General features: G+C 69.7%; 19 protein-coding genes and 2 pseudogenes (1 of these 21 running past the window's edge). 10 read left to right on the forward strand and 11 right to left on the reverse strand.

What is annotated here, in order from left to right; genetic code table 11:
- Positions 1-146 precede the first annotated feature (146 nt).
- Entirely contained in the window at positions 147-1133 is a 987-nt protein-coding gene (locus ACFQE0_RS21715) for a PDC sensor domain-containing protein (RefSeq protein WP_378973342.1), read from the forward strand.
- 35 nt (positions 1134-1168) lie between these two features.
- Positions 1169-1648 (forward strand): diguanylate cyclase domain-containing protein, encoded by a 480-nt coding sequence (locus tag ACFQE0_RS21720; protein ID WP_378975618.1) that lies wholly within the window; start codon positions 1169-1171, stop codon positions 1646-1648.
- 3 nt (positions 1649-1651) lie between these two features.
- Here the strand turns inward: ACFQE0_RS21720 and ACFQE0_RS21725 are convergent, their stop codons facing one another.
- Positions 1652-2398 carry a Crp/Fnr family transcriptional regulator gene (locus ACFQE0_RS21725; RefSeq protein WP_378973343.1) on the reverse strand — a complete coding sequence of 249 codons (747 nt, stop codon included), beginning with the start codon at positions 2396-2398 and terminating at the stop codon, positions 1652-1654.
- Between the two features lie 140 nt (positions 2399-2538).
- On the opposite strand from ACFQE0_RS21725, the gene hemN reads away from it, so the two are divergent.
- The 6 genes from hemN (at position 2539) to ACFQE0_RS21755 (ending at position 11092) form a co-directional block, all read left to right on the forward strand.
- A complete protein-coding gene (gene hemN / locus ACFQE0_RS21730) occupies positions 2539-3891 on the forward strand; it encodes an oxygen-independent coproporphyrinogen III oxidase (protein ID WP_378973346.1) in 1353 nt (450 codons plus the stop codon).
- A 100-nt stretch (positions 3892-3991) separates the two neighbouring features.
- Positions 3992-4678, forward strand: coding sequence for an OmpW/AlkL family protein (locus tag ACFQE0_RS21735; protein ID WP_378973348.1), 687 nt, complete (start codon positions 3992-3994; stop codon positions 4676-4678).
- A gap of 343 nt (positions 4679-5021) precedes the next feature.
- Positions 5022-6875 (forward strand): putative bifunctional diguanylate cyclase/phosphodiesterase, encoded by a 1854-nt coding sequence (locus tag ACFQE0_RS21740; RefSeq protein ID WP_378973350.1) that lies wholly within the window; start codon positions 5022-5024, stop codon positions 6873-6875.
- Between the two features lie 201 nt (positions 6876-7076).
- On the forward strand, positions 7077-7637 hold the full coding sequence (locus tag ACFQE0_RS21745) for a PAS domain-containing protein (protein WP_378973353.1): 561 nt from the start codon (positions 7077-7079) through the stop codon (positions 7635-7637).
- A 120-nt stretch (positions 7638-7757) separates the two neighbouring features.
- Complete coding sequence (locus ACFQE0_RS21750) at positions 7758-9689, forward strand: CheR family methyltransferase (RefSeq protein ID WP_378975620.1); 1932 nt, start codon at positions 7758-7760, stop codon at positions 9687-9689.
- Positions 9686-11092, forward strand: coding sequence for a sensor histidine kinase (locus tag ACFQE0_RS21755; RefSeq protein WP_378973355.1), 1407 nt, complete (start codon positions 9686-9688; stop codon positions 11090-11092). Before ACFQE0_RS21750 ends, ACFQE0_RS21755 begins: the two co-directional genes overlap by 4 nt.
- Before the next feature lie 15 nt (positions 11093-11107).
- Here ACFQE0_RS21755 and ACFQE0_RS21760 read toward each other — a convergent pair whose 3' ends face one another.
- From ACFQE0_RS21760 to ACFQE0_RS21800, 9 genes and pseudogenes are all read right to left on the reverse strand, one after another.
- Complete coding sequence (locus ACFQE0_RS21760) at positions 11108-12040, reverse strand: NAD(P)/FAD-dependent oxidoreductase (RefSeq protein ID WP_378973357.1); 933 nt, start codon at positions 12038-12040, stop codon at positions 11108-11110.
- An 11-nt stretch (positions 12041-12051) separates the two neighbouring features.
- Positions 12052-13185 carry an FAD-binding domain-containing protein gene (locus ACFQE0_RS21765; RefSeq protein WP_378973360.1) on the reverse strand — a complete coding sequence of 378 codons (1134 nt, stop codon included), beginning with the start codon at positions 13183-13185 and terminating at the stop codon, positions 12052-12054.
- Positions 13186-13218: 33 nt separating this feature from the next.
- Positions 13219-14376 carry a M20 aminoacylase family protein gene (locus ACFQE0_RS21770; protein WP_378973362.1) on the reverse strand — a complete coding sequence of 386 codons (1158 nt, stop codon included), beginning with the start codon at positions 14374-14376 and terminating at the stop codon, positions 13219-13221.
- Positions 14377-14419: 43 nt separating this feature from the next.
- A complete protein-coding gene (locus ACFQE0_RS21775; protein ID WP_378973365.1) occupies positions 14420-15772 on the reverse strand; it encodes a DUF3100 domain-containing protein in 1353 nt (450 codons plus the stop codon).
- 25 nt (positions 15773-15797) lie between these two features.
- Positions 15798-17335, reverse strand: a pseudogene (locus ACFQE0_RS21780) (aldehyde dehydrogenase family protein).
- Positions 17335-18213, reverse strand: coding sequence for an NAD(P)-dependent oxidoreductase (locus tag ACFQE0_RS21785; protein ID WP_378973367.1), 879 nt, complete (start codon positions 18211-18213; stop codon positions 17335-17337). Before ACFQE0_RS21785 ends, ACFQE0_RS21780 begins: the two are co-directional and overlap by 1 nt.
- Positions 18214-18314: 101 nt before the next feature.
- Complete coding sequence (locus tag ACFQE0_RS21790; RefSeq protein ID WP_378973370.1) at positions 18315-19223, reverse strand: LysR family transcriptional regulator; 909 nt, start codon at positions 19221-19223, stop codon at positions 18315-18317.
- A complete protein-coding gene (locus ACFQE0_RS21795; RefSeq protein WP_378973373.1) occupies positions 19220-20407 on the reverse strand; it encodes an amidohydrolase in 1188 nt (395 codons plus the stop codon). The genes ACFQE0_RS21790 and ACFQE0_RS21795 overlap by 4 nt, the downstream gene beginning before the upstream one ends.
- On the reverse strand, positions 20404-20847 hold the full coding sequence (locus tag ACFQE0_RS21800) for an Lrp/AsnC family transcriptional regulator (protein WP_378973375.1): 444 nt from the start codon (positions 20845-20847) through the stop codon (positions 20404-20406). Before ACFQE0_RS21800 ends, ACFQE0_RS21795 begins: the two co-directional genes overlap by 4 nt.
- A gap of 141 nt (positions 20848-20988) precedes the next feature.
- Here ACFQE0_RS21800 and alr point away from each other — a divergent pair, with 141 nt between their 5' ends.
- On the forward strand, positions 20989-22122 hold the full coding sequence (gene alr, locus ACFQE0_RS21805) for an alanine racemase (RefSeq protein WP_378973377.1): 1134 nt from the start codon (positions 20989-20991) through the stop codon (positions 22120-22122).
- Positions 22123-22130: 8 nt separating this feature from the next.
- Positions 22131-23390 (forward strand): D-amino acid dehydrogenase, encoded by a 1260-nt coding sequence (locus ACFQE0_RS21810; RefSeq protein WP_378973380.1) that lies wholly within the window; start codon positions 22131-22133, stop codon positions 23388-23390.
- Between the two features lie 21 nt (positions 23391-23411).
- On the opposite strand, the pseudogene ACFQE0_RS21815 reads toward ACFQE0_RS21810, so the two are convergent.
- Positions 23412-24213 (reverse strand): annotated as a pseudogene (locus tag ACFQE0_RS21815) (TAXI family TRAP transporter solute-binding subunit); it runs 622 nt beyond the window's last position.

The raw sequence follows: 24213 nt of genomic DNA on the forward strand, positions 1-24213 counted from the left end.
GACATTGCCGGAGGGCCGTCAGATGACGTGCTTTTGGATATCGGTATTCGTCCTTGTAGTGGCAAATTGAAAGGAATTTACAACCATACTTGAGCCAGTGAGACTGAGATTAGGGGGCAGCATTGCTGCTGCGCCGACGAGGGCCGATGCACGCGACGGGGTCTGCGAAGGGGTGGGGCGCCGAGGGTGGCTCCGCAGGGGCGCGCGCTCCGGGTTCCGCCTCGTCGAACCCACGCCGCCTGCTGGCCGCCGTCGCCCTCGTGATCATCGGCGGCATGTGGACCTACACCGCCTGGACGATCCACGATCTGCGCCGCCACGCCACGGACAACGCCCGCCACGATGCGGCCAGCCTCCTGAGTACGACCGAGCGCGCCATCGCGCGCGACATCGAACTCTACGACCTGTCCCTGCAGACGGTGTCCAGCCGGATGCTGCTCCCGGCCCTCGAAGGGGTCTCGCCGGAGGTCCGCCAACTCGCCCTGTTCGACCGGGTCTCGCAGGCGCGGGGCTATGGCTCGATCCTCGTCCTCGACGCGGCCGGCCGGGCCTATCTCGATTCGAGCTCGGTGGTGCCCCGCCGCCTCGACGGCTCGGACAGGCTCTATTTCACCCACCACCGGGACGACCCGAAATCCGGGCTGTTCATCGGCCGTCCCTGGCGCACCCGCCTGAGCGGGCGCGAGATGATCCCGCTCAGCCGCCGCTTCTCCTATGCGGACGGCACCTTCGCCGGTGTCATCGTGGGCGCCATCGAACTGTCCTACTTCCGCGAGGTCTTCGATCGCCTCAAGGGTGACAGCGCCTTCACCGTCAGCCTCGATTTCTCGGACGGCAGCGTGGTGATGAATTCCGGTGCCCTGCCCGTCGCCGACGATGCGCAGGGCCTGCGGCACTCGCAGCAGGTGGAGCCCTGGCCGCTGACTCTCTCGGTCTTCCTGCCGGCCTCCGCCATCGAACGGGCGTGGCGGCCGCAATCCCAGTTCGTCATCGCGCTGGCATCGTTCCTCAGCCTCGCGATCCTCGGCGTCCTCGTCCTCCTGCACCGGGAATTCACCCGCCGCGAGCGCGCGGAGCATCAGGCGCTGGAGGCGCAGGACGAGCGAAGCGGCTCGCCGCCACCGATGCGCTGACCGGGCTGTGGAACTGGCGGCATTTCGAGAGGACGATCGCGGCTTGCGCCGATTCCGAGGAGCGGGCGCGCTGGGCTCTGCTCACCATCGACACGGACCATTTCAAGCGGTTCAACGACCGCTACGGCCATCCGGCGGGCGACAGGGCCTTGAAGCAGGTCGCGACGGTGCTGAGCGAGCGGGCGGAGGCCGTCGGCGGCAGCGCCTTCCGGGTGGGGGGCGAGGAATTCACGATCCTCGCCGCCTGCAAGCCGGGGGAGGCGGCCCTGCTGGCCGAGGCGATCCGCGCGGGCGTCGCCGCTCTCGCCATCCCGCACGCGGACAATCCGCGCGGTATCCTCACCCTCAGCGTCGGCTTCGCCCACGGCGCCCTGACGCCGGGACGGAGCCTGCAGGACTGGATGGAGAGCGCCGACGCGGCGCTCTACGCCGCCAAGCGGCAGGGCAGGGACCGCGTCTGCCACGCTGGCGGGCCGGAGCCCGCGTGGCCCGCGCGGCTCGTCACCGCCGTCTGAGGCTTACTCGTCCAGGCGGCGCAGGTGCAGGTAGCTGGGGTCGAACTCCCCGGCCTTGGCCAGAGCGTCCCAATCATGGATCGTCAGGCGCCCTCCGCTCAGGGTGATAAGGCCGCTCTCGCGCAGTTCGCGCAAAATCCGGTTCACGTGGACGGAGGTGATCCCCAGGGCGTCGCCGAGTTCGTACTGCGTCAGGGGCAACTGGCAGCTGTGATCGACGGCGAGGCCGACGGTCTCCAGGCGAAGCATCAATTCGCAGAACAGATGCGCCATGCGGGGGTAGGATTCCCGGCGGCCGTTGTTCAGCATCCACTCTCGGGCCAGCGAGCCCTCGATCAGCGTGGTGCGCCAGAAGGCGTCCCCGAGCCGGGGCTCGGCGGCGAACATGGCGCGCAGGGCCTCGTGCGTCACGAAGCCGACGCGCAGGGGAGACACCGCACAGATGCTGAAATCCAGCACTTCCAGGTGCAGGCTCTGGAAGTCCGGCACGTCGCCGGGGACATGATAGGCCGTGACCTGCCGCCGCCCGTCCTGGGTGGTCTTGTAGGTGGCGGCGAGCCCGCTCAGCACGGCGAAGCAACGCTTCGGCCTCTCGTGCTCCACCACGATGTCCTGATCGGTCTCGTAATCCGCCATCTGCATGGGCAGCCCGGCCAGGGCCGCCCGCTCGGAGGCTGACAGGTCGAACAGCGCCACACTCTCGATCTTGCGAACGAAAGGATGATTCTCCGCCCGCCTCGTGTCCGCCATCGCCTGCTCCCGTCGCTCTCGCGCCCATGTAGGGCGCTTCGGCCCCGCTTTCGCCCCTGCGGATGGCGAGACCCGTTGATGCAAGTCAAGGTGGCGAGGGCCTGCAACGTCCATACCCGGCCGGGACCGGAAGGGACGCCATGCAAGACGATGTGAGGGCCCGCTACGCCGACGAGCGTCTGCCGCGCTACACCAGCTACCCGCCGAGCCCGCATTTCACGCATCTCGTCGGTGACCGGACCTACGCCGGCTGGCTCGGGGTGCAGCCCGCACGATCCTTCGCCTCGCTGTATCTCCACGTGCCGTTCTGCCGCTCCCTGTGCTGGTATTGCGGCTGTCACACCGTCATCACCCGGCATGACGGCCCCATCGCCGCCTATGTCGGCTTGCTCCGGCGCGAGATCGACCTCGTGTCGCGGCTCATGCCGCAGGTCCCGTCGGTCCGGCACATCCATTTCGGCGGCGGCACGCCCACCGTGATGACCCCCGACGCGTTCGGCGACCTCATCGCCGCCCTGCGCGCGCGCTTTCCCATCGCCCCCGAGGCCGAGATCGCCGTCGAGATCGACCCGCGCACCCTCACCTCCGCCATGATCGGGGCCCTCGGCCGGGCCGGAGCCACGCGGGCGAGCCTCGGCGTGCAGAGCTTCGACCCCAAGGTGCAGGAGGCGATCAACCGCCACCAGGATTTCGCGGTCACCGTGGCAGCCGTCGAGGGTCTGCGCGCAGCGGGGATCCGGGCCATCAACCTCGATCTGATCTATGGCCTGCCGCATCAGGACGTGGACAGCTGCCTCGACACAGTGAGGCGCTGCCTCGCTTTGAAGCCCGACCGGCTCGCCGTGTTCGGCTATGCCCATGTGCCCGCCTTCAAGAAGCACCAGCGGCTCATCGATCCTGCCGCCTTGCCCGATGGGGAGGCGCGACGCGCCCAGGCGGAGGCCATCGCTGGTCTTCTCCAGGCGGCGGGCTACCGGCGGATCGGCCTCGATCATTACGCCCGTCCGGACGATGAGATGGCCCTCGCGCAAGGGGAGGGGCGTCTGCGCCGCAACTTCCAGGGCTATACGACGGACCCGTGCGACCTTCTGATCGGCCTCGGCGCCTCCTCCATCGGCCGTTTGCACCAGGGTTACGTCCAGAACGAGCCCGGCCTGCGCGCCTATGCCGAGCGCATCGAACGGGGTGAACTCGCCACGTCGCGGGGTCACGCCCTGACCGCCGAAGACCGGCTTCGCTCGGACCTGATCGAGGGGATCATGTGCCACTTCGCCGTCGATGTCGGCGAGGTCTGCCGGTCGCACGGCGTGGAGGCCGGGGCGTTCCTCGCCGCCCTGCCTCGCCTGCCCGCCCTGCTGTCCGATGGCCTCGTGCAGCGCGAAGGCGACCGCCTCGCGATTCCCGACGAGGCGCGCGGCCTCGTCCGGGCGGTGGCCTCGGTCTTCGACGCCTATTCCGGCAAGGCGGCAGCCCTCCACAGCCGCGCGGCGTGACGGATTTGATTCCGGTCAAGGACGGGGGCGGGGAGCAGGGCTTCAAGGAGAGGCCGGCGAGACCGGCTGACCCTCCACGACTTCCGGAACGAACGACACCATGTCCAGAAGGTTCGCCGCCCTCGCCGCGACCGCCGTCTTCGGCCTCGTCCCCAGCCTAGCCCTCTCGGCCGATCTGCCCAGCTTCGCCGCCGCACCCGCCCCGGCGCCCATCCCGGCCGAGTGGTCGCCCTGGATGGTACGCGTCCGGGTGCTCGGCGTCCTGCCCGATCCGGCCGCGCGCCTCAGTGCGGGCGGCCTGCCCCTCAACGGCGCGAAGGTGTCGATCAGCGATTCCGTGATCCCGGAGCTCGACATCACCTACTTCTTCACCCGCAACATCGCCGCCGAGCTCATCCTCGGCGTCACCCGCCACAGCATCGACGGCGCGGGCACGCTCGCGGGTACACGGATCGGCTCCACGTGGATCCTGCCTCCGACCCTCACGCTGCAATATCATGTCGACGGGCTCGGCGCGTTCAAGCCCTATGTCGGCGCGGGCGTGAACTATTCGATCTTCTTCGGCGAGAAGGAACGCGCGCCCTTCCAGAGCTTCCGGCTGACGAACTCTTTCGCGCCTGCCCTACAGGTCGGCTTCGACTACATGCTCGACGCCCATTGGGGCCTCAACGTCGACGTCAAGAAGATCTTCCTCGACACGAAGGTGAAGCTCAACGCCGGAGCCGTGCGCGGCCGGGTCGATATCGACCCCTGGATCGTCGGTGGCGGCCTCACCTACAGGTTCTGATCGCCCCGTTGCCCGTTCATCGGGGCGCTCACCCCGATGAACCGTGCCGCGTGCCGATATTCGCCGCACGGCTTTGAAGTGAGCCCATGGGGAGATCACATCGCCGTGACATGCACAGAAAATACAGTATCTGGTCGGGCTAAGCGTTGCGTGTTTTGAATCGATGCAAGGCGATTTTAATAAAGTGGATTAAGATTGGCATGTCTTGCATGGGCGCGAATAAATGTTGCGACGGTTGAGATTCCATAGGTCTTTGACCGCCCTGCTGACGCAGTCCTCCGCCAGTCTCCCGGCGGCGAGGCAAGTCGCGGAAATCCAGAAGCAGATCCCGACACTTTATTTGATGTTGTGCGTCAATGTCGGCGGATTGGCCGTTACACATGTCACTCTTGCGCCGGTCTATCTCACGATCGGTTTTCCGGTCGTCGCGCTGGTCCTTTGCATCATGCGGATCGTCTGGTGGTGGCGGCTCCGGCCCGAGACGCTCACGGAGGAAGAGGCGGACGACCTCCTGATGCGGACGACGATCGTAGCGGGTTCGTTCTCGATCGTCGTCATGGCCTGGGCCATGACCCTCCATCAGTATGGCGGCTTCTACGAGCAGGGCCACGTGGCGATCTTCGTCGCGGTGACGATGACGGCTTGCATCTTCTGCCTGACGCATCTGCCGGTGGCGGCCTTCCTGATCGCCGGCATCGTGCTCAGCGTGTTCCTCGCGGTCTTCATGGCCAGCGGCAACCGGGTCTTCCTGGCGATCACCGTGAACACGGCCTTCGTCACGGCGATGATGGTGCGCAACCTCGTCAACAATTACCGGTCCTTCGCGGAACTGGTGGCCTCGAAGGCCGAAGCGAGCCGCCTGTCCGACGAGAACGCCCGTCTCGCTCAGACCGATAGCCTGACCGGGCTACCGAGCCGCCGCTACTTCCTGTCCTGCCTGGAGGAGACGGCCCGCATCTGCGAGGCCGAGCAGAAGCGCTTCGCCCTGGCGGTCTTCGACCTCGACCAGTTCAAGCCGATCAACGACACCTACGGCCACACGGTAGGCGACCGGGTGCTGGCCGAGACCGGCCGCCGCCTTGCCGCCTTCGCGGGCCCCGATGTGACCGTGGCCCGGCTCGGCGGCGACGAGTTCGGCGTGATCCTCCACGAGCCCGGCGCGGCCCACGAAGCGATCGCCTTCTGTGATCGCATCTGCACGGCGCTCCAGGAGCCGATCCGCCTGAACGACATCCGGGTCGTCACCGGCTGTTCCTGCGGCCTCGCCAAGTTCCCCCGGGCCGGACACGAGGCGGCGGCTCTGTTCGACCGCGCCGACTACGCGCTCTACCACTCGAAGCTGCACCGCCGGGGCGCCACGACCCTGTTCTCGCGGGAGCACGAGGATGCGATCCGCGCCGAGCGGGCCGTGGAGACCGCCCTGCGCACGGCCGATCTCTCCGCCGAGATGGAACTGCACTACCAGCCGATCCTCGACACCGCCACGGGCGCGATCACCTTCGTCGAGGCGCTCGCGCGGTGGACGAGCCCGATCCTCGGTCGGGTCGGCCCCGATCGCTTCGTGGCGGCCGCCGAGCGGTGCGGCCTCGTGCACGGTCTCACACTGCTGCTCCTGAGCAAGGCACTCGCCGATTTCCGGCAGTTCCCGGCCTGGGTCGGCCTGTCGTTCAACCTCTCCGCCCACGACCTCGTGTCGCCCGAGGCCGTGCAGGAGATCATCGCCACGGTGCGCGAGAGTGGGATCGATCCGCGCCGCCTTACCCTCGAACTCACCGAAACCGCGCTGATGCGCGACTTCGATCAAGCCAAGGCCGGGATCACCTCCCTCCGGGCGCTCGGCATCAAGATCGCCCTCGACGATTTTGGCACGGGGTATTCCAGCCTCGGCTACGTCCACCGCCTGCCCCTCGACAAGATCAAGATCGACCGGAGCTTCATGGCAGGCATCGACACCGAGATCGGCGGCAGCCTGATTTCCACGATCGTCAGCCTGTGCCGAAACCTCGGCCTCGACGGCATCGTGGAGGGCGTCGAGACCGCCGCGCAACGCGAGGCCGCCCAAAGGCAGGGCTGTCGCTACATCCAGGGGTACCTCATCGGACGGCCGATGCCGCTTCGCGACCTCCTCGCCCGCCTCGCCCAGGAGCCACCCCCGATGCGGGCGGCCGATCTAGAACCCCTTCGTCTCACGGCCTGACCCTGGCCCCTCCGGCCCCGGGATCACCGTGCGAGACTGGCGGATCGGCCGGTGCTTGCCATATCTCCCCATGGCCCGCATGACGCTCCCGGCATCAAGCTGCACGTTCCGGTTGTAAGGCCAGCCGGTCAACCATCGCCTTGAGGAGATGGGAACCGAACGCGCGGAATGCCTTTGAGCGGAGGCAATGAGGGAGCGGCCGTGTACAGCCAAGAGATTCCGGGCGAACTCCTCAAATATTTCAAGGACTCGCATATCGCGCTCGCCCTGGCGGACGTGACCGAGGACAATCCCCTTCTGCTGGTCAACGAGCCGTTCCGCACCCTGACGGGTTACACGGACGAAGAGGTGATCGGCCGCAATTGCCGCCTGCTCCAGCGCGATGCCGAAAACCGGCAGCCCCGCGCCAAGATCCGCGGCTTCCTCGAAGGCGGGCGGCAGGCTTCGGTGCGGACGTCGATCGTCAATTTCCGCAAGGACGGAAAGCCCTTCGTCAACTTGCTCTACATGTCCAAGCTGAAGGCCCTGTCGGGGGAGGTGCGCTTTCTTTTCGCATCCCAATTCGACGTCAGCCGCTCGCAACCTGAACTGCTTTCCGCGTACGATGCCGAATTGGGACGGACCCTTGCCAAGCTCGGCCCGACGCTGGCCGAAAGCGGCATGGTCATCGAAGGCTCTCTGATGACCATCGCCAACACCGTCGCCACCGTCGCGCAGGCGAAGCTCACCCTCGCGGATCTCGATGCACCAGGATTTCCTTGACGACGCCGGGGGCGGCGCCTCCGAAATCCTGGACGGCCCGGTGAAGGGCGCGCCTGCGCCGTTCACCGGCCCCGTCGTCGGGATCGGCGCTTCGGCGGGGGGCTCGAGGCGTTGCGCGAGATGCTCGCCCGTGCCCGCTTCCCCACGGGCATGGCCTTCGTCATCGTCCAGCACCTGGACCCGAACCACGAGAGCATGCTGGCTCAATTGCTCGACCGGCACACGGAGCTTGAAGTGCTCCAGTGCGAGGGCGGCGAGCGCATCACGGGCGACAAGGTCTACATCATCCCGCCGGGGCGGGGTCTCGCCATCCAGAACGGCGTGCTCGAACTCACCCAGTTCGTGCAGCCGCGCGGCCTGCGCCGCCCCATCGACGATTTCTTCCTGTCGCTCGCCGTCGATCAGCAGGCGAACGCCGCCTGCGTGATCCTCTCCGGCACCGGAGCGGACGGCACGACGGGCCTGCGCGCCGTCAAGGAGCATGGCGGCGTCTGCGTGGTCCAGCAGCCGGAATCGGCCCGGTACGACGGCATGCCGCTCTCGGCGGTGGGCACGGGCCTCGTGGATTTCGTCCAGCCGCCGGGCGAGATCGTGGATTGCCTCGCCGCCTTCTTCCGCCGCCGCACCAGCGACGTCGCGGGCGAGCACGCCGACCTCGTCGCCGACCACGTGGACGACCTCTGCCGGGTGATCCGCAACGCCGTCGGTCACGATTTTGCGGGCTACAAGCGGACGACCATGGTGCGCCGGGTCGAACGGCGGATGCACGTGCTCGGCCTCGATTCCGGCCGGGCCTATCTCGCCCGCGTCCGGGCCGACAAGGACGAGTGCGAGGCGCTGTTCCGCGATCTGCTCATCAATGTCACCCGCTTCTTCCGCGACGCGGAGATGTTCGAGGTGCTGCGCGAGCGGGCAATCGAGCCGCTGCTGCGCACCCGCAATCCCGACGAGGATATCCGCGTCTGGATTCCCGGCTGTTCCAGCGGCGAGGAGGCCTACAGCATCGCCATGCTGTTCGCCGACGCCGCCCGGCGTTTCGAGCTGCCGCTGGCGGTGCAGATCTTCGCCACCGACATCGACGAGCGGATGCTTCAGATCGCCCGAGACGCGACCTATCCGGCCGCCGCGCTCGCCGACATCCCCGCGCATATGCGCGAGCGTTACGTGGTGCCCCATGCCGAGCGGTTCACGATCGCGCCCGAGATCCGCGACCTAATCCGCTTCTCCAGCCACAGCCTCGTGAAGGATCCGCCCTTCTCGCGGGTGGACCTCCTGTCCTGCCGTAACCTGCTGATCTATTTCGATGATCGCCTGCAGCAATCGGTGGTGCCGCTGTTCCATTACGCGGTGCGGCCGGGCGGCTACCTGTTCCTCGGGCCCTCCGAGAGCGTGAGCCGCTTCGAACAGCTGTTCCCGGCCATCGACCAGCATGCCCGTCTGTTCGAGCGCCCGCCCGGCGCCCCGAAGTACCCGATCGACCTGCCCGGCGGCGCTCGTCGCGGGGAGAGCCCGCGCGGCGAGCGCACCGAGCGGCGGGGCGAGGCCTCCATCGCCGACGAGACCGTCGCCGTGCGGCGCGTGGTGGAGCGCTACGCCCCGCCGAGCATGGTGCTGAACGAGGATGGCGGCATCATCGCCGCCTACGGACGCCTGAGCCGCTACTTCGACTTCCCCGTAAGCCGTGCGGGCGGCACCAGCGCCATCACCCTGGCCCGGCCGGGCCTGCGCGACGTGCTCGGCCCGCTGCTCCGCCAGACCCGCGATGCCCGCAAGCGCGTCGTGGTGCGCGACATCGATGTCCAGTCGGAATACGGCGTCCAGAGGATCGAGGCGGTCTGCGATCCGCTGCCCGACGGCTCGATGCTGGTCATCCTGCGCGACGTCGGCGCCTTCCGGCCGTCCGACGACCTCGACCTGATGGAGATGGATGCGGGCGGCGACCACGTCGAGGCGCTGGAAGAGGAATTGCTGCGCACCCGTTACAAGCTGCGCTCGACCGTCGAGGAACTGGAGACGACGAACGAGGAGCTGAAGAGCCCAACGAAGAAATGATGTCGATGAATGAGGAGCTTCAATCGACGAACGAGGAGCTCTCCACCGTCAACGACGAGTTGAAGACCAAGGTCGAGCAACTGACGACGGCCAATGCCGACCTGCGCAACTTCTTCGAATCCACCGATCTCGCTGTCATCGTCCTCGACCGAGCATTACGCGTGCGCAGCTTCACCACGGCGGCGACGACGATCTTTCCCCTCCAGCCGAGCGATCGGGGGCGTCCGCTCGCCGACGTGTCGAGCCGCCTCGTGGGGCAGGATTACCTGCACGACGCGGAGGAGGTATGCGGGGGCGGGACGGTGATCCAGCGTCGTATCCTCACCCGCGACGGCGGGCGGACCCTCTCGCTGCGCGTCCTGCCCTACCGGTTGCAGAATGGTAGCATCGACGGCGCCACCCTGGTGCTGACCGACATCACCGAGGCCCTGGCCCTGGAGCGCCAGCTCGCCTCAGAGCGCGAGCGCCTGGACCTCGCGGTGAAGGCGGGCGGCATCGGCGTGTGGGAGTACAATCCCGATTCCGCGACCATGGTGTTCGACAGCACGGCGGGCTCGATGTTCGGCCTCGCCGCCGACACGCCGCACCCGACCGAGCTCCTGGTCTCCCGCGTCTTTCCCGAGGACCGCGAAGCCCTTGAGACGGCCCTAGGCGAGGTCGCCCATGGGCTCGACGAGTTCGAGGCGCGGCTACGCGTCCGGGCGGGCAAGCACGCCTCCCGGCACATCCGCAGCTATGGCCGCCTGACCCGCAGCGGCGACCGCAAGCGCGTGGTCGGCGTGTGCATCGACGTGTCGCCCGAATATGCGCTCGCCGAAACCCGCGACCTGATGCTGCGGGAGATGAATCACCGGGTGAAGAACCTCTTCGCCATCATCGGCGGGATGATCTCGGCGGGCTCGCGCACCCATAAGGATATCGGCGTCTTCGCCTCCGACATGCGCGACCGCATCTCGGCACTCGGCCGGGCCCATTCCCTGGCGGACCCGACCGGCGGCCAGGGGGCGACCGACCTCGCGGGGCTGATCAACGCGACGTTGCGGCCCTACCGTGACCACGTTCCGACCTCGATCGACGGGCCGCTGGTCTCCATCGACTGGCGGCACGTCTCGTCGCTGGCGATGATCCTGCACGAGTGGGCCACGAACTCCGTGAAATACGGAGCGCTGGGCTCCAACGAGGGATCGCTCACCGTAGCGTGGGAACGCGTGCCGGACGGCCTCGTGATCTCATGGACCGAGCGCGCGCCCTTGAAGGCCGAGCCACGCCCCGGCCGGGGCTTCGGCTCGCTCCTCGTGGAGATGTCGCTGCGCCAGCTCGAAGCCTCGGTGGAGCGCGACCACGACACGAGCGGCCTTCGCCTGACCCTGAACCTGCCGGGGTTGGTACTGGCGAAGACGTGAGGGTAGGGCGGGCCGTCAGCCCACCACGCCCGCGAGCCTGACCCCCGAGAGCCACGCATTCTCGATGCGCGGCCCGGTGAGCCAGTCGCCGCAGGCGCCGATGCGGTGCTCGGCGTCCCACAGGACCGCCCGCTCGGCCGCACCGGATTTCGCGTAGCGCCAGCGGTGTCCCTTCAGCAGGGCAGGCACGACCGGGGCGATCCCCGAAGCCGCGAAGAATTCGGCCAGGAGATCCGCCGCCACCGCGTCGGCGTCCCGCTCCAGGTTGGCGCGGGACCAGTCCGGGCTCCCCTGGACCACCCAGGCCTCCGTCGCTGGTCGGCCGGGCTTGGCGGAGTTGCGCGCCGCCCAGCCGACGGCGCCGTCCGTGCGCAACACGTCGGGCTCGACGTCGAGCCGGACGGGGAAGGCGGCCATCGCCGTCCAGCAGGGATCGGAGGGAATCCGTTCGGCGATCGCCGCGAGGGCGGGCGTATGAGGGGCGAGCAGGGTCGCCGTCTGCTCGGCAGGGATCGCGGTGAGCACGGTCGCGAACCCGCCCTCGTCCAGGCCTTCGCCACGCAGGCGCCAGCCCGACGCGTCGCGTTCCAGGCCCTCGACCCGCGTGTCCCAACGAATCGTGAGTTCGCGGGCCATGGCGAGGAGCGGGGCGTTCATGCCCGGCACGCCGACCCAGGCATCCGGCCCGGCCGCAGGCCAAGGGGCGAGCAGACCGTCCGATCGCCACGCGGAAAGTGCCGCCACGAAGCCCGCATCGCGCCCGGTCATGTATTGCGCGCCGTGGTCGAACCCCACCGGCCCGGCCGAGGACTCGCCGAGGCGGCTCGACATGCGCCCGCCCGCCTTACGGCCCTTGTCGAACAGGCTTGCCTCGATGCCCCGCTCGCGGAGAGCCCGTGCGCAGGCAAGCCCCGCCATCCCGGCCCCGACGATCGCGATTCCCCCCATCGCCAGCCTCCTCAACCGCGCAGAATCTTCGGGATGCCTCCGCGAAGCCGCGAATAGCCCCGCGTCGAGAGCGGCCACGCCCGCTCGTCCCAATCCCGGCGGAGCCGGAGGCAGTCCCCCGGCAGCGCCTCGGCCGAAGGTCCGACGGTCGCCCAGGCGGTGACCACCGGCAGATCGCCCGCCCACCCCTCGGAAACCGGCCCGGCGGGGCAGCCGAAATGCGCCTCCGCGCGGGCGAGACCGTCACGCATCGCGGATTCGTCGGCCGCGCGGACCTTTTCGCTCGCCCCCTCCGGATGGGCGAGGAGCCCGCCGATCCGGCTGACCCGCGCCGCGCCGAGGTCGAGGCTCTCGGGATGCAGGTCATCGAGATGCAGGAGCAGGGCGACATCCCCGGCAGGCGGGGTATCGGCCTTGGGGAGGGGGACCTCGCGCGGGGGCTTCGCCTCGTCCAGGGGCTCGGCATCCTCGTCGAGGCCGTCCGGGTCGAAGCCCTCGGCGGTGTAGCGCCGGATGTTGTCGCGCCGCGCGACGTAGTTCTTGCCGCGCGTGTGCAGCCCCGCCACCCATCGCCAGGACAGGGTATTGCTGGCCGGGTCGCCGTCGATCAGGTGGCGCATGAAGAGATCCGCCCCCAGTTCCCAGGGCAGCCGCAGGGTGAAGATCCAGATCGAGGCGAACCACATCCTCGTGTGGTTGTGCAGCCAGCCCTCCTCGGTGAGCTGGACGACCCAGGAATCGAACCCGTCGATCCCCGTCTCCCCGGCGATCGCCTGCTCGTGGATGCGGCGCAGCCTGGGCTCCTCGGCGAGCCGCGCTAGGGCAGCGTCCCGCCCGGTGCGAGTGCCCGTCCAGGCGTCCGGATGGGTCTCGAGATGGCCCTTGAAGTAGGTCCGCCAGAACACCTCGGAGACGAATTTCTCCGCGCCCTCGTCCCCGAAGGCATGGAGCGCCGCCTCGACCACCTCCGCCTCCGTCAGGAGCCGTCGGCGCAAATAGGGCGAGAGCGCCGAGGTGGTCGGCTGCGCGCCGCGTCCGCGATCGGTGTTGCGGGCGGCGGCATAGTCCGCGCCGGGGCCGCCGAGGAAGGCGGACAACGCGGCGAGGCCGGCATCACGGGTGAGGGCGGTAGGGAAGAGCGGCATGGGCCTCATCTAGGCCCCCGCCGCGCTCCGGCATCACCGTGCGGCGAGGAAGCGCCGGGTCAGGCTCGCCCACCACGCCGCGCCGACGGGCAGGATCTCGTCGTTGAAATCGTAGGCCGGGTTGTGCAGCGGCGCACTGGGCTTGGCGCCGTCCGCCCCGAGCCAGACATAGGCGCCGGGGCATTCGTTGAGCATGTACGAGAAGTCCTCCGAGCCCATGGAGGGCGTGATCTCGCTCCGGCGCTCGGTGATGCCCGCGACCTCGGCCGCCGCGTCGAAGGCGAAGCGGGCGGGGTCGGCGGCGTTAATCGTTGCGGGATAGCCGTGTGTGTAGACGATCTCGGCCTTGGCGCCGTGCGTTTCGGCAATGCCCCGGGCGAGGGCGCGGATATGATCGGCGATCCGTGCGCGCAGACCCTCGTCGAGGCAGCGCACCGTTCCCCGGATCACGGCCCGGTCGGGGATGACGTTGTAGGCCTCGCCGCCGTGGATCTGCGTCACGCTGAGTACGGCGGGCTCGGTCGGGGCGATGCGGCGGCTCACCACCGTCTGAAGGGCGAGGACGAGTTCGGCGGTGATGACGAGGGGATCGGTGCCCCGCTCGGGCATGGCGGCATGGGTGCCGTAGCCGATCACCGTGATCTCGAACGTGTCGAGGGAGGCCATGATCGGCCCGGTGCGGGTGGCGAAGGTGCCGACCGGCAGGCCCGGCCAATTGTGCAGGCCGAACACCGCGTCGCAGGGGAAGTCGCGGAACAGTCCGTCCTCGACCATGGCTTTCCCGCCGCCCTCGCATTCCTCGGCGGGCTGGAAGATGACGTGCAGCGTCCCCGCGAGATCGCTGCGAGACGCGAGATGGCGGGCCGCGCCGAGCAGCATCGTGACGTGCCCGTCATGGCCGCAGGCATGCATCACGCCGGGATTGGTCGAGGCGTAGGGCAGGCCGGTCGCCTCCCGGATCGGGAGGGCGTCCATGTCCGCCCGGAGGCCCAGAGCCGGGCCGCCGCCGCGGGCCAGGGTGCCGACCACGCCGGTGCGGCCGATGCCGGTCTTCACCGCGAAGCCGCAGGCGGCGAGTTCGCGGGCTACGAACTCCGCCGTCCTCGTCTCCTGGAAGGCGAGTTCGGGATGGGCGTGGAGGTCCCGGCGCCACGCGACCATGCGCTCCACCGTATCCGCCTCGATGCTCATGCCCGAACTCCTTGTCGCGATACCGGGACCCTGTCGCCCCTGTTTAACCCAGGGGCGGGTGCATGAAGAACTGCGCGATCAGCGCCGCCCCGAGGAATGTCCCCGCATTGGCCATGAACGAGACCACCACGATGCGCCAGCCGAGGCGGCGGAAGGCGGGGACGTCCTTGGCGACCGACAGGCCCGCGAAGGTCAGGATCGGCGTGGCGAGCGCGAGGAAGTTGATCTTGCCGGTCATCGCCGCGACGTCGGCCGCGAACGGCATGCCGGGATAGGTCAGCGCCATGCCGATGATCGAGACCCAGAGCACGGCCGGGAGCTTCCGGCCGAGCAGAAGGTAGATCGCATAGCCAGCCAGCACCACGCCGATGATGATCGCCATGCCGGAGATGACCATCCGGTCCGGATAGACGCCGTAGGTCAGCCAGTTGCCGATGAGGCCGTAGATTCCGATCAGGATCCAGGCGAGCACCGTCTCGGCAAGGCTGATGCGCACCTCCTCGTGGGGCACGGCGACCGGGGCCGGACCGGCGGCCTGCGCCGCGTCGGGCCGGTTGCGGCCGAGGATCGGCTCCAGCTTGCCATAAGCCCAGATCGTGAAGGGCAGCGACAGGAACAGGGTGAAATACGTGCCGATGGTGGTGGTGACGAGGTTGCTCGCCGCCGCGAACGTCGCGACCTCCTTGGCCACTTCCGGCGTCTGCTGTGCGGCGATGGCACCGGAGGCGGCGGCCATCATGCTGCCCGAGCCGACGCCCGCACCCATGGCGAGCGCGAGCGGGTTGAAGATCCCCAGGCTGGTCATGAGCCCGGCGAGGAGCGCGATGAACACCGCCCCGAACACCGTGCCGGTGAGGTATTCCGCGAGCACGCCGCGCCCTTCCGGCGAATCCATGCCGTAGCGCTCGCCGATGATGGCGAGGCTCGGCTCACGGCCGACCGAGAAGGTCGCGCCGATCGCCTCGCGCTTGATGCCGAGCAGCAGGGCCACCGGCAGGCCGAAGACCATCGTGCCGAAGAAGTGGCCGAATTCCTGGAAGACCAGCGCCCAGCCCGAGGCCAGGATCTTCGGCAGCGAGCCGCCGACCAGCAGCCCGAGCTTGGCGATGAAGATCAGCAGCGCGGGCTGGAGATAGGCGCTCGCCGTGTTCTGCAGCCCAATGGAGAGCCGGAGCGGCGCGGGCAGGCGGGGGCTCAGGAGGCCGAGGGCCCCGCCGATGAGCAGCGCCCACAGGAGGGGGAGCAGGACGATCTTGCCCGTCCCCATCGGGATGGTGACGTTCCCGATCGCCTCCGCGATGATCACGATGACGAGGGCCAGCAGGAAAAGCACCAGCTTTCCGCCCCCCGCGACGGGCCGTACGCCCGCCTCCGCTGTCCGTACGCCCGTCGCCATCGCTGTAGTCCCCCTCTTGGTTCGATTACCCGACGTAGCCGAAGGCCACCGCCGGCTGGGCGGCCGTCTCGACCCACACACTCTTGGTCTGGGTGTAGGCCATCAGCGCCTCCCGGCCGGAGGAGCGTCCGAAGCCGGAGCGCCCGAAGCCACCAAAGGGCGAGGCCACGTTGATCGTCTTGTAGCCGTTGACCCAGAAGGTTCCGGCGCGCACGCCCGCCGCGACCCGGTGGGCGCGCCCGACATCGCCAGTCCACACCGCCCCCGCAAGCCCGTAGGGCGTGGCGTTGGCGAGGCTGATCGCCTCTTCCTCGTCATCGAAGGGCAGCACCGTCAGGACCGGGCCGAACACCTCCTCGCGGGCGATGGCGGCGTCCGGGCCGACGCCGTCCACGATGGTCGGGCCGAAGAAGAACCCGCCTGTGTCCCGCAGGGAGGCCGGGCAGCCCCCACCCGCCGCGATGCGGGCCCCTGCCGCCGAGGCGGCTTCCACCATCTCCGCGATCTTGTCGCGCTGGCGGCGGTTGTTGATCGGGCCGATCTGCGTCGCCGGGTCGGTCGGCAGGCCGACCGGGATGCGCTCGGCCGCATGGGCGAGGCGCGACACGAAATCGGCATGGACCGAGCGGTGGACGAGCAGGCGCGAGCCTGCGACGCAGCTCTGCCCGGCGCCGCCGAAGATCGCCGCCTGCGCGCCCATCAGCGCCCGGCCGAGATCTGCATCGGCGAAGACGATGTTGGCCGACTTGCCGCCGAGTTCGAGGATGCTGGGCACGATGTTGCGCGCCGCCGCCGCCGCGATCTGCGCCCCGGCCTCGGCCGAGCCGACGAAGACCACGAGGCGGGTGTCAGCATGGGCCACCGCCGCCGCACCGGTCGTCGGGCCAGCGCCCGCCAGCACCGAGACGAGGCCGCGCGGCATGCCCTCCGCCCGGTCGCAGATCAGGCCCAGGGCCAGCGAGGTGAGGGGGTGAGTTCGGAGGGCTTCAGCACCACCGCGTTGCCCGCGCAGATGGCCGGGGCGATCTGCCAGCCCGCCGTGAAGATCGGCGCGTTCCAGGGGGTGATCTGCACCACCGTGCCGTAGGGCTCCTGGCGGGTGTAGTTCAGGTGCGAGGTCGGGACGGGGATGACCTCGCCGTGGAGCTTGTCGCACCAGCCGGCATAGTACTCGAACATCTCCGCGACCTTGGCGACCTCGCCGCGCGTGTCACGGATCGGCTTGCCCGCCGAGAGGGTCTCGAGTTCGGCCAGGGCGTCCGCGTGGCGGCGGACCAGGGCGGCGACCGCCCACATCGCCCGGCCACGGGCGGCGGCGCTCATCGCCCACCACGCCCGCTGGCCTTCGCGGGCCGCCGCCATGGCGGCATCCACGACGCCCGTGCCCGCATCGGCGAAATGCGCGAGCACGCCGCCATCGGCCGGGTTGATCAGAGCGAGGTCGTCGCCCGTGCCGGCCAGGATCTCACCGGCCACGACGCTGCCGATCCGGCCGCCGGGCAGCAGATCGGTGAGGAGTTCGGCGACCCGTCCGGCCGCATCGGAGCGCGTTTGAGCGGACATCAGAGAGCTTCCTTGGTGCGGTAGTCAGCCATGCGGGTGAAGTCGGCCGTGTCGGGGATGGAGGTCTCCTCCCGCCAGATCCGCCCGACCTCCTCGGAGAGGGGAAGGCCGATGCCGCACTCGGCGGCGAGTTCGAGGGCGAGGCGCACGTCCTTGCGCATCAGCCCGGCGGAGAAGCCGCTGTCGAAGGTGTTCGAGACCACCCAGCGCGGCACCATCACCTCGCTGACGGCGCTGCGGCCGGTGGCGGTGTTGACCACCTGCACCGCCTCCTCGGCGGACAGGCCCGCCGCCTGCGACAGGCGCAGGGCCTCGCCGGTGGTGACGAGATGGGCGGCGACCAGCAGGTTGTTGACGAGCTTGACGATGTTGCCCGCCCCCGAGGGGCCGACATGCGGCGCGCGGGCCGACATCGCTTCCAGCACCGGGCGGGCGAGGGCATAGTCGGCCTCGGCGCCGCCGATCATCATGGTCAGCGTGCCCTCGGCCGCGCCGGAGGGGCCGCCGCTCACGGGGGCATCGAGGAGGGCATGGCCCGCTGCCGCGAGGCGCTCGGCCAAGCGGCGGGTGGTGCCGGGATCGGATGTGGAGGTGTCGATCACCACGACCTTGCGGTCGCTGCGGGAGAGCAGGCCGCCCTCGGCCGTGACCACCGCCTCGACATCCTTGGCGTAGGGGAGGGAGAAGACCAGGGCATCGGCCCGGCGCAGCACCTCGGTGAGCGAGGGCACGAAGGTCACGCCCGACGCCTCGACCACGGCACGCTTGTCCGCGTCGATGTCGAAACCGAGAACCGAGAAGCCCTTGCGGGCGAGCGTCGCGGCCATGCCCCGGCCCATATTGCCGAGCCCGACGACCCCTACCGTTGCGATGTTCATGCCGATCCGCCTTTTCGCTGGCAAACGGTATCCGCCTGCGAAAGCGTTGCGACAAGAATGGAATTTGGCACGTGATGTGCGGATTTTGCGAACGATAATGCTTAGGAGGTGGCCCGGAACGCGACCATCCGCTCTGCGAGCCAGCCGACCAGTCGCCCCATCCCCTCCGGCAGGCGGCGGCCGGTGCGGACGACGAGATGGGCGCTCGCCTCGGTGAGCAGGGGATCGCGCAGGGGCGCCGCGTGGAGCAGGTCGGCCTGCAACTCGGCCGCGACGACGAAGCGGGGCAGGAAGGCGACGCCCATCCCCGCCGTGACGAAACGGCGGTGCAGTTCGAAGGCCGAGGTTTCGAGCCGGGGTACGAGGCGGAAGCCGCCATCCGCCTCCGCCCGGCCGAGCAATTGCCTCACCCCGTGATCGGGGGGCAGGAGGACGGCGGGCTCGGTGGCGAAGGCGCGCAATGGCACCGGGCCGGACGAGCGGACGAGGGGATGCCCCTTCGGCAGGATGGCGAGCAGCGGCTGGCGCGCGGAGACGATGCCGTACACGTCCGGCCGGGCAGGGGGATTGTAGGCGAGGCCGAGATCCGCCTCGCCCTGGGCCACGGCGGCGAGGATGCCGTCCGTGGTGCCGATCTCGATCTGATAGGCGATGCCGGGATGCGCCTCGGCGAAGCCGGCCAGGGCGTTGTCCACGAGGTCGATGACGAAGCCCGCCCCGCAGCACAGGCGGATCGTGCCCTGCTGCACCCCACGCAGGCGCTTCAGTCGGTCATCGAGGAGGGCGGCCTCGTCGGCTTGACGCTGCGCGTGCTCGGCCACCATCCGCCCCGCCTCGGTGGGCACGACGCCCCGGGGCAGGCGCTCCAGCAGCACTTCCCCGACCTCCGCCTCCAACTCGATGATCTGGCGGCTCACCGCCGAGGCGGCGACGTTCAGGGTCTCGGCGGCGGCCCGCACCGAACCCGCTCGCACCACCGCGAGGAAGTAGCGCAGGGCCCGGTCGGTCACGGCGCCCTCCAGGCGATAGCGCCCCGCGCCAGGACGAGGAAGGGCGGGCGCCGCTCCGCGATCACCTCGGGCAGGCAGGAGGCCTCGAACACCGCGAGATCCGCATCGCGTCCCGGTGCCACCGCGCCGGACCCGAGGCCCAGCGCCCGCGCTGGGATGGCGGTGGCGTGGTCGAGGAGCCCGGCCAGCGCCTCGTCCGCCCGAAGGTCGAACCGGTAGGCGGCGAGGCTCATCCGGTCGATCATCCCCGTCACCGAGGAGGGATTCCAGCAATCGCGCACATTGTCCGTGCTGAAGCAGATCGCCACGCCGAGTTCCCGCAGCCGTGGGAGGGGCGGGCAGCGCCGCCCGCCCGGCACGCTGCTGATGAGTGTGACGCCCGCCCGCGCCATCGCCTCGGCGATCCGCCCAAGGCGCCCGTCGTCGGCATCGGCCAGGGCGAAGGCGTGGCTGATCGCGACCCGCCCGCCGAGGCCTCCGGCCGCGGTACGGGTGATGATCGCCTCGATCTCGGAAAGCCCCGCCTCGCCGCCATCGTGGAGATGGAGGTCGATGCCGCGCCCATGCCGCTCGGCCAGCCCGAACACGACGTCGAGGGGCGCCTGCGCATCGCCGTCGATGCCATGCGGGTCGAGACCGCCGACGAGGTCGGCTCCCATCCGCAAGGCCTCGTCGAGCAACGCCGCCACGGGCGGGCAGGCGAGGATGCCGCTCTGCGGGAAGGCGACGATCTCGATCCGCATCCTGTCGGCCCATTGCGCCCGCAGGTCGAGAATCTGCGCGAGATGGTTGAGGCCGGTCACATCGTCGATGTCGACATGGGTGCGCAGGCTGGTCGTGCCGCCGCGCAGCATCCGCTCCAGCAGGGCCGTGGCGCCTTGCTCGGCCAGGGGAATGCGGTTGTCCCGCCGGAACGCCTTCTCGTCCGCGATGCGCGCCTGCACCGAGCCCGCCGCCCGGTGCGGGCGCCAGGGCAGCCCGAGCAGGCACTTGTCGAGATGGACATGCGCATCCGTCAGCCCCGGCAGAACCAGCGCCCCGGCGAGGTCGATGAGGCGCGCCGCCTCCGGCATCGGCTCATGCGCCGCGCGGATCGCGGCGATGCAGCCATCGGCGATGTCGATCACGTGCTCCCGACCGTCGAGGGAGGCGCGCAGCAGACGCAGATCCGGGCGGGCCATCATATCCGCCCCGCCACGACGGTGCGGATCGCGAAGCTCGATTGCAGCCTCGCGACCCCCGGCAGCCGCGACAGCACCTCCTTGTGCAACCGCTCGTAATCGGCGGCATCCGCGATCTTGATCTTCACGAGGTAATCCGCCGTGCCGGTCATCAGGTAGCAATCTTGCACCTCGGGACAGCGGCGGACGGCGGCCTCGAACCGGTTGAGGTAATCTTCCGTCTGCCTGTCGAGGGTGAATTGCGTCAGCACCACCAGCCCAGGCTCATCGGTGACGCCGCCGATGATCGCCGTGTAGCCGCGGATGATCCCGCTCTCCTCCAGCGCCCGCACCCGGCGGTGGCAGGCGGAGGCGGACAGGCCGATTCGCGCCGCGAGGTCGGCATTGCTGATCCGCCCGTCGGCCCGCAGGGCTTGAATGATGCGACGGTCGATTTCGTCCATGGCGGTGAGCAAGGACCTTCGAGAAGACCGCAGAAGCTTGCACCGCTAAGCTCAGAACGCAATCACCTTCGAACGAACCGCCGGAAATTCTCTGCCTCTGCGTGTAGCTTGGGCATGGCTCCGAAAGAGGCAGGGCACGGCATGGGCATCGTCGATCGGGACATTCGCCAGGAGACCGGCCCCGCCGCGCACGCCGCCGCCTTCCTGACCGTGGATCTCGGGGCGATCGTCCAGAATTATCGCCTCCTCGCCCGCAAGGCCCAGGGGGCTGCCTGCGCCGCCGTGGTGAAAGCCGATGCCTACGGGCTCGGGGCCGACAGGGTCGCCCCCGCCCTCGCGGCGGCGGGATGCCGCCACTTCTTCGTCGCCCTGGTGGGGGAGGGCGTCGCCCTCCGTGCCATCCTCGGACCGGGGCCGGTGATCGGCGTGCTCAATGGTGCCACCCCCGGCAGCGAGGAGGCCTGCGCCGCGCACGACCTCGTGCCCGTCCTCAACGATGCCTGTCAGTTCGCCGCCTGGAAGGCGCTCGCCCGGCGGCTGGAACGGCGTCTGCCCGCGATCCTCCAGATCGATTCCGGCATGGCGCGGTTCGGCTTCGACCCGGCCGAGGCCGCCGCCCTGCTCGACGCTCCGGATGCCCTGGACGGGCTCTCCCTGCGGCTGGTGATGAGCCACCTCGCCTGTGCCGACACGCCGGATGGCCCGGCCAATGCGGCACAGCTCTCAACCTTCTCCGCATTCCGCCAGCGCCTGCCGATGGTGCCCGCGAGCCTGTCGGCCTCCTCGGGCATCTTCCTGGGGCCGGACTATCACTTCGACATGGTCCGCCCCGGTGCGGCCCTCTACGGCGTCGCGCCTCAGCCGGGCCGGGACAACCCGCTGCGTTCCGTGGTCGGCCTGCGCGCCCGCGTCATGCAGTTGCGCTCCGTCCCGGCGGGCACGCCGGTCGGCTATGGCCACCGGGCCGTGACGGCACGGGATTCGCGTCTCGCGACCGTCGCGATCGGCTACGCGGACGGGTTTCCCCGCGCGACGGACGGGTTCGCGGGTTGGATCGCGGGCACACGGCTTCCGCTGATGGGGCGGGTCTCCATGGACAGCATCGTCCTCGACGTGACGGATGTGGCTCCCGGCGCCATCGGGCCCGGCTCACTCGTGGACCTTCTCGGGCCGGAGCAGGGGGTGGACGCCCTCGCCGAGGCATCCGGCACCATCGGCTACGAGGTGCTGACGCGCCTCGGGCGCCGCTTCCATCGCACCTATTCCCACGCGTGAGGTCGACCATGCATGTCATGATTCTCGGTGGCGGCGTCGTCGGCGTCACCTCGGCCTACTACCTCGCCAAGGCCGGGCATCAGGTCACCGTGCTGGAGCGCCAGCCGGGCGCGGGGCTGGAGACCAGCTTCGCCAATGCGGGGCAGGTCTCGCCGGGCTATTCGGCCCCCTGGGCGGCACCGGGCATTCCGGTGAAGGCCTTGAAGTGGCTGATGATGCGCCACCGGCCCCTGGTCCTGTGGCCGCGGCTGGAGCCGCGCCTCTACGGCTGGCTCGCGCGGATGCTCGCCAACTGCAACGAGGATGCCTACACCCGCAACAAGGGCCGCATGGTGCGTCTCGCGGAATACAGCCGCGACGTGCTGCGCGATCTGCGCGCCGAGACCGGCATCGCCTACGACCACCGGGAGAAGGGCACGCTCCAGCTTTTCCGGACGCAGAAGCAGCTCGACCATGTGGGCGACGACACCAAGGTGCTCGACGCCTACGGCGTGCCCTACGAGGTGCTCGACCCGGCGGGCTGCATCGCCGCCGAGCCGGCCCTGGCGCGGGTGGGCGGCGTGTTCGTCGGCGGTTTGCGCCTGCCCGGCGACGAGACCGGCGACGCGCACCTGTTCACGAAGGCGCTCGCCGTCCTCTGCCAGGAAATGGGTGTGACGATCCGCTATGGCGTCTCGATCGCCCGCCTCGACCACGAGGGCGGCCGCATCACGGCCGTCGAGACCACGACGGGCGAGCGGTTGCAGGCGGATGCCTATGTCGCGGCGCTCGGCAGCTACACCCCGGCCTTGCTGCGCCCGCTCGGCATCGCGGTGTCGGTCTATCCGGTGAAGGGCTATTCCCTGACCCTGCCGATCACCGACGCGGAGGCCGCGCCGGTCTCGACGGTGATGGACGAGACCTACAAGGTCGCGATCACCCGCCTCGGCGAGCGCATCCGCGTCGGCGGCACGGCGGAACTCGCGGGCTTCAGCCACGTCCTGCGCGATCCCCGGCGAGAGACGCTGGCACGCTCGGTCACCGATCTCTTCCCGGCGGGCGGCGATCTGACCAAGGCGACCTTCTGGACCGGCCTGCGTCCCATGACTCCGGACGGCACGCCGATCGTCGGGGCGACGCGGGTGTCCAACCTGTTCACCAATACCGGCCACGGCACGCTCGGCTGGACCATGGCCTGCGGCTCGGGCCGCCTGCTGGCCGACCTCGTCACGGGCCGCACCCCCGAGATCGCGGGCGACGACCTCGCCGTCGATCGTTACGCGGCCTGAGCGGGAGCCGACACGGCCCCCTTACGCCACGCTGTCCGTGGTCCCCGCCGCCGTCGGCGTCATGCGCCCGGCCAGTTCCGGATCGTCCGCCTGCGCGCGCCCGGCCGCGCCGGCGATGGCGCGCTTGACCGTGGACCGGGCGGCATCGATGGCGATGGCCGCCGCCGACATGGTCTTGGCCTCGGTTGGCCGTTCGAGGGCGTGCCGCGCGATATCGCCAGCGAGGTCGTCGATCTCGCGGGCGAGGAGTTCCAGCCGCCCGGCATCGGTGCTGTCCTGGGCCTCGTGGCGGATCTCGAGCAGGCGGTCGGTCGCCTCCTCGACGCGCTCGCGCCGCAAGCGGGAGAGGCGCTGCCCCACCCATGCGAGCGCCGAGCCGATGCCGCCGCCGAGAAAGGCGACGAGGTAGATCCAGGTCTCGTAGCGTTCGACGAAGCTCTGCTGCTCGCGCTCGAAATAATCCACGGCACCCGGATGGATGGGCAGGCGCGCGCTCGTGGCGGCGGCGGTGCTGTCGTAATGCGGCGCCTGGAGATAGTCGGCAGCGGGGGCGATGTTGGCCATGCCGCTGCGCAATTCGAACAGGTGCTGGGTCACGTCCGCCGCCACCGGGCGCGACAGGCTCGACCGGGCCATCAGCCGGTAGGAGGCACCCACCGTGGTCACGTCTTCGGCGGGCACCTTGGGACTGCCGCCGAAGGTCTCGGCGGGCATCGTCACGACCTGAAGCCGGGGCAGGCGGGCGACGATGGCATCCGCATTGGGGACGTTGACGAAGGCCACCTTCTTGCTGCGGCTCGCGGCCTGGACGATCCCGACGATG

The organism is Methylobacterium komagatae (genome assembly GCF_042661665.1).
GTDB classification, from domain to species: Bacteria; Pseudomonadota; Alphaproteobacteria; order Rhizobiales; family Beijerinckiaceae; genus Methylobacterium; species Methylobacterium komagatae.